Origin of the sequence: Pseudomonas sp. CM25 (genome assembly GCF_013179705.1) — a bacterium.
In the GTDB taxonomy this organism is placed as follows: Bacteria; Pseudomonadota; Gammaproteobacteria; order Pseudomonadales; family Pseudomonadaceae; genus Aquipseudomonas.
Genome location: NZ_JABMCW010000336.1, coordinates 1 through 5,597, shown reverse-complemented (window position 1 = coordinate 5,597; position 5,597 = coordinate 1). Strand labels below are relative to the sequence as shown.

Annotated in this window: 3 protein-coding genes; 1 reads left to right on the top strand and 2 read right to left on the bottom strand. The window is 62.1% G+C overall.

The genetic code is table 11. The annotated features are described in order from the left end of the window. Positions 1–311: 311 nt before the first annotated feature. Complete coding sequence (locus HP546_RS24820; protein ID WP_172230817.1) at positions 312–1,988, bottom strand: aryl-sulfate sulfotransferase; 1,677 nt, start codon at positions 1,986–1,988, stop codon at positions 312–314. A gap of 17 nt (positions 1,989–2,005) precedes the next feature. After that, on the bottom strand, positions 2,006–4,342 hold the full coding sequence (locus tag HP546_RS24815; protein ID WP_172230814.1) for a TonB-dependent receptor: 2,337 nt from the start codon (positions 4,340–4,342) through the stop codon (positions 2,006–2,008). 192 nt (positions 4,343–4,534) lie between these two features. Here HP546_RS24815 and HP546_RS24810 point away from each other — a divergent pair, with 192 nt between their 5' ends. Next, on the top strand, positions 4,535–5,449 hold the full coding sequence (locus HP546_RS24810) for a LysR family transcriptional regulator (RefSeq protein WP_172230811.1): 915 nt from the start codon (positions 4,535–4,537) through the stop codon (positions 5,447–5,449). Positions 5,450–5,597 lie beyond the last annotated feature (148 nt).

The following is a 5,597-nucleotide window of genomic DNA, read 5'->3' as shown; positions in this document are numbered from 1 at the left end:
AAAGCGCCCAAGGCAGGGCATCGAGCGTTTGAAATCTCAAACGAATGCTAAGCGGCTGCTGGGGTGTTGGACAATAGGCTGTTCGAAAAAAAGAACAAATGGTTGAACAGCCGGGCGGAAATTTCACATTTTTGTGTTGTGGCAGCCGGCCCAATCGCCGGCAAGCCAGCTCCCACAGGGACTGCACAGGCGCTGGAATTAGTGGGGTCCCTGTGGGAGCTGGCTTGCCGGCGATTGGGCCGGTACAGGTTAGACGAATGAACTGAAAGAAATGTGAAAGGAGGACCGACGGCCCTCCCGGAGGGGATGGCTCAGAACGCCTTGGCCAGATCGATCACCAGTGCACGGTAACCAACAGAGCCTGGCTGCCGGCTGTGCACCTTCAGCTCCACCAGCACCTCCTGGGTCCCGCGCCGCACTTCGTTGAGCACGGTAGTGGTCAGCTTCTCGGGGGTCAGGAAATTCACCGAAGCCGAGTAGATGAACTGGGTGTCGGTCTCGGGCCTGTACGCCACCACCGAGGTCACCGGGCTGTACCACTCGTCGCCGCGCTCCTTGCCGTACTCCCACAGCTGCTCGACCGTGCCCTTGTCCTCATCGATGCGGTACTCGACCGCACGGCTGTAATTACCGGTCAGCTTGGTCGGGGTGAAGTCACGGCCCCAGCCATTGTCAAACACGGTCAACGTGCCCTTGCCCGTCAGCCAGGCGGTGTGCTGGGTCCACGACCAGTCAAAGCCCTCGCTAGCCACCGGCGTAAGGACCTTTTGGCGCAGACGCTCAGGCCAGCCCTGGGGCGATGCCAGGATCCACTTTACCTGCTTGTCGCGACCAATCTTCACCACGCCCTGGTGACGTGCTGAAACGATGATGCTGTCGTCATCTGCGTCGTAATCGATGGCATTGACATGTGCCCAGTTACGCCCGGTGCCCACCCCCGGGGTGTCGCCAAAGGGCTGGTCGCCCTCGGCAAGTTCGTTGGCCAGCCGTTCGGCCTGCTTCTGCACCCCGTCCGGCAACTGGATCGCCGCCTTGCCCAGGGTCTCCAGCAGATCACCGCGGTAAGGGTCGAGAATCTGGTTCAGGTCCCAGAAGTCCAACACATCCCCCGCCTCGTTGACCTCGATGATGTGGTCGCGAATCGAACGCACACGCTTGCCGTCGGGCCGGCGATAGTCGCTGGTGCCCACCCGTAGCAGATAGGTGCCATTGGCGGTCTCGCGGATTTCATGGGAAAAGTCGGCGAACTTGTCGGGCAGACTGCGCTGCCAGATACGCCGGCCCAGCAGGTCGTACTTGGAATACGTCTGGCCCTGGCCCCAGATCAGCTTGCCGTCGCGGGTCTGCTGGAAGCCCATGGTGCCGCCCAGGCCGTCGCGGCGGTTGGAGTCGTGGATCTGCTCGATATCCAGGTACCAGCGCACATCCCCATTGCTGTCGGCAATCCAGTTGTTACCTACCTGATCCCATTCCGCCGCGCCGCCCAGGCCGTTCCACTTGAAGGCCCGCCCGCCGGGGATGTCACCCTGCAGGTGGTTGAACAGGTACAGGCGGTTTTCGAAGCCTGGCGCTACCTTGACCGGCTCCACGTACGGCAATGCGGCGGTCTGCCTGGCCACCACCGGCAAGCGCACGGCCGGTGCGTAGATCTGGTACTGCTCGCGAATGCGCTCGCCGTCGAGCTTGTAGGTCACTTCCACCTGGTTGACATGATCCGGATACAAGCCGAATACCGGGATGCCACCGTAGGTCCACAACGAGCGGTCAGACACCTCGTAGACAATGTCCACGCCGCGCTCGCCACGCCCCAGTACACGCACGTGTGCAGCACTCAGCGCACGCCCACCGTCGCGAATGATGGCCGTCAGCGGCGCCAGCCGGTAAGGGTTGACCACAACATCGCCGAGCAGTGCCTGGTCACGCTCGGGGACCCTGGCGGTCAGGCAGGCGCCTTCAGGCAATGCAGGGGTTTCGGTCTTGGCATTCATGGCATAGTTCCTTGTGCTCAGAAGTCGTAACGGGCAGTGGCACCAACGGTGCGCGGGGTGCCGAGCACGCCGGCATAACCACCGTTGGCCGAGTTCCACAGGCTGGTGAAGTAGGTTTTATCGCCGGCGTTTTTCACCCACAGCGACAGGTCGACCACGCCGTCGCCCTGGTCCAGGCGCACACCGGCGGAGAGGTTGACCAACGCGTAGCTGGGGATCTGGCCGAAATCGGAATCGTCGATGGTGCCGACCGCTTTCGAGCGGAAGGCGTAGCTGGCGGTGACGTAGGGCTCGACGTGGTCGGTCGCCCGCCACTTGTACTGGGTGTTGAGGTTGGCGATGTACTTGGAGGCACCGACCACCTGATGACCGGACAAGTCGCAGGTGGCGGTGGCATTGGCCAGGCTCACCTCGGCCGGGCATGGCGCGTCCTTGTATTCGGTGTAGCGCACGTCGTTCCACGAGCCATTGACGTTGACCGTCAGGCCGCGTACCGGCAGCGCCGTGGCTTCGAACTCCAGGCCTCGCGAGCGAACGCTGCCGGCGTTGGCCAGATACTGCACGCGGTTGATCTGGTCGTAGACGTTGGCCTGGTAGCCATGTACCTCGGCCCAGAACAGGTTGGTGTTGAGCTGCAGGCGGTTGTCGAACAGCGCGCTCTTCAAGCCCACTTCGGCGTTGTTGACCCGCTCGGTGCCGACCAGCAGCGAGTCGGTGCCCAAACGAGGCGCGGCGCCGACAGTAAGGTTGATGCCGCCAGATTTTTCGCCGTGGGTAAGCGTGGCATAGCCCAGCAACTGTTCGTTGAAGCGGTAGCTCAGGCCCAGCAGGCCCGAGGGGCTGAAGCTGTACTGGTTGAGGTCACCCGAGTCGTAGGCCCCGACCCTGGCCTGACGTGCCGTGGCAGCGGCGCCGGTCACTGCCGTACCACCGACCGGCGAATCGCGTGTCACCCAGGCGCTTTTTTCTTCATAGGTACCGCGAATGCCAGCGGTGAAATCCAGGCGGTCGGTGATGTGCCAGGTACCCTGGGCGAACAGCGCGTAGCTGTCGGTATCGATGTGGCCATTGCCGATGGTATCGACATTGGCCAGGGCGCCGGCCGGGGTCACATTCCAGATATCCGCCTGCGGCCCGTAATAAGTAAAGGACTTGTTGTCCAGGTCCTGCTTGAAGTAGTACGCACCCAGCACGTAGTCGAAGGCGCTACCAGTGGGCGAAGCCAGGCGGATTTCTTGTGAGTACTGTTTGTCGCGTACCGAGACTCCGGCGCTGTAGAACACCGGTACGTTCAGGCCGTCGTCGTTGCGCGGGGTAAAGTCCCACCAGCGGTAGGCAGTGATCGAAGTCAGGGTGAAATCATTTGGCAGGGTCCAGTTGGCCTCCACCGAGGTACCGCCCTGAAACACCGTTACCTGTTGGTCGGCGTCGAAATTGACCTTGCGCTCCTTGCCCGACACCAGCGTCGCGCCCGCCTGGGCGGCCAGGCTCTCGTAGCGGTTCACGCCATTGATGGTGGGGCCAGTGCTGTACAGGCTGAGGATGCCGTTGTTGGAGTCTTCTTCGTTGTATTCACCGATCCAGCGCAGGTTGAAGGTTTCGCTGGGTTTGAACAGCAGCTGAGTACGAAAACCCTGGCGCTTGCCACCGTTCAGGTCGTCACCGTTGTGGATGTTCTTCACATAGCCGTCGTCTTCGCTGCGGTAGGCGCTGATGCGCCCGGCCAACGTGTCGCTGATGGGCCCCGAAAAGCTGCCCTGGGTCTGCAGGTAACCGTCTTCGCCAATCGACTGCTGGATGCTGCCCTCGCGGTGGAAGGTGGGCTTGCGCGTGGTGATGTTCAGCACGCCGGCAGTGGTGTTCTTGCCGAACAATGTGCCCTGTGGACCGCGCAGCACTTCCAGCTGCTCCACGTCCAGCAGGTCGAATACCGCCATGCCGGGGCGGCCGAGGTAGACGTTGTCCAGATAGATGCCGACGCTGCCTTCCAGGCCGTCGCTGGCGGGGTTGTTGCCCAGGCCACGGATCGAGATGCTCGACTGACGGGCATGCACGTAGGCGACGTTGGTACTGGGCACCAGTTGCTGTAGGTCCTGCACACGGTAGATGCGCTGGGTTTCAAGGGTTTCGCTGTCCAGCACACTGATCGGCGTGGGCACGCTTTGCGCGGTTTCTTCACGGCGGCGGGCATTGACTGTGACGGTGCCAAGCTTGGCTTCCTGCTCTACGGCAGGTGCAGCGCTGACCGGCTCTTCGGCGTAGCTCCCCGATGATGCTGCCAGCAGCACGCCAGCGGCCAAGGGTTGCAAGGTGAAACGCGACGCGCGCGCAGGCCAACGGGTAAGTCCGGACATGCAAATGCTCCTTGAGGCATGGGCCCTGGCGAGCATTTCCGTTGGCGGAACCGAATCGCATTCAGTTGGGCTTATATTCTTTTAAGAGATATAAATATGTGTAATTCATATTTTGTGGAATAAGTAAGTCCCTTTATAAGGGGACTCATCCTTGTCAGCAATTGCATTTGACCGAAGGTTTCAATGTAGAAAATGCATATCGATCTGCGTCAGTTGCGTCACTACATTGCCTTGGTCGAACACCGCAGCTTCGTTGCCGCGGCGGCCGCGGTTAACCTGTCCCAATCGGCCTTCAGCCGCAGCATCCAGACCTTGGAGCACAACATCGGCTGCCGCCTGGTGGACCGCGCCAGCAAGGAGCTGGCGCCCACCCGCCAGGGCTTGCTGGTGCTCGAGCATTCGCGGCGCCTGGTGCATGGGGCGCATAACCTGGTCAACGAGATCCACCAGTTCAACGGCGCTACCAACGGGCTGGTGCGTTTCGGTTGCGGGCCGGCGCCAGCCGGTGGCCTGGTACCACGGGCGGTGGCCCGCTTCGTGGCGCAATACCCAGCGGCACGTACCTGTTTTCAGGTCGATAACTGGCAGGCACTGAACCGCAAGCTGGTTGCCGAGGAGATCGAGTTCTTCGTCGCTGACACGCGCCAGTTCGAGTCCGACCCGGACTACCAGGTGCACAAGCTGACGCCGCAGCGCTGGCATTTCTGCTGCCGTGCCGGCCACCCGCTGACCGAGCAGGCCGAAGTGCGCGCACGGGATGTGTTCGACTACCCGCTGGCCACCACCTTGCGCCCACCGAACATCCGCAAGATCCTCAGCGACCTGAGCGGGCGGCAAGACTTTCTGCCGTCGGTGGAGTGCGAGCATGGGTATGCGCTGCTGAATGTGGTGATGCATTCGGACACTATCGGCATTGCCTGCAATGCCAACTTGCGGCCGTATCAGCGGGACGGAGGGCTGGTGGCGCTGGAGCTGGCGGACCTGGTGCCAGAGCAGGAAGAATCCTTCTATACCCGCTATGGGGTAGTAAGCCGGGTGGGATATGGCCTGTCGCCGTTGGCTCAGGGGCTGGTCAGGCAACTGATTGCCTGTGATACCGAGGTGTAGCGGGCGGGGGCTTCACCCCCGAATCGCCGGCAAGCCAGCTCCCACACCGACCGCACCGGCTTCAAGCCATGTGCAGTACCTGTGGGCAGGGCTCCCCTTCCAATCGCCGGCAAGCCAGCTCCCACACCGACCGCGCCGGCTTCAAGCC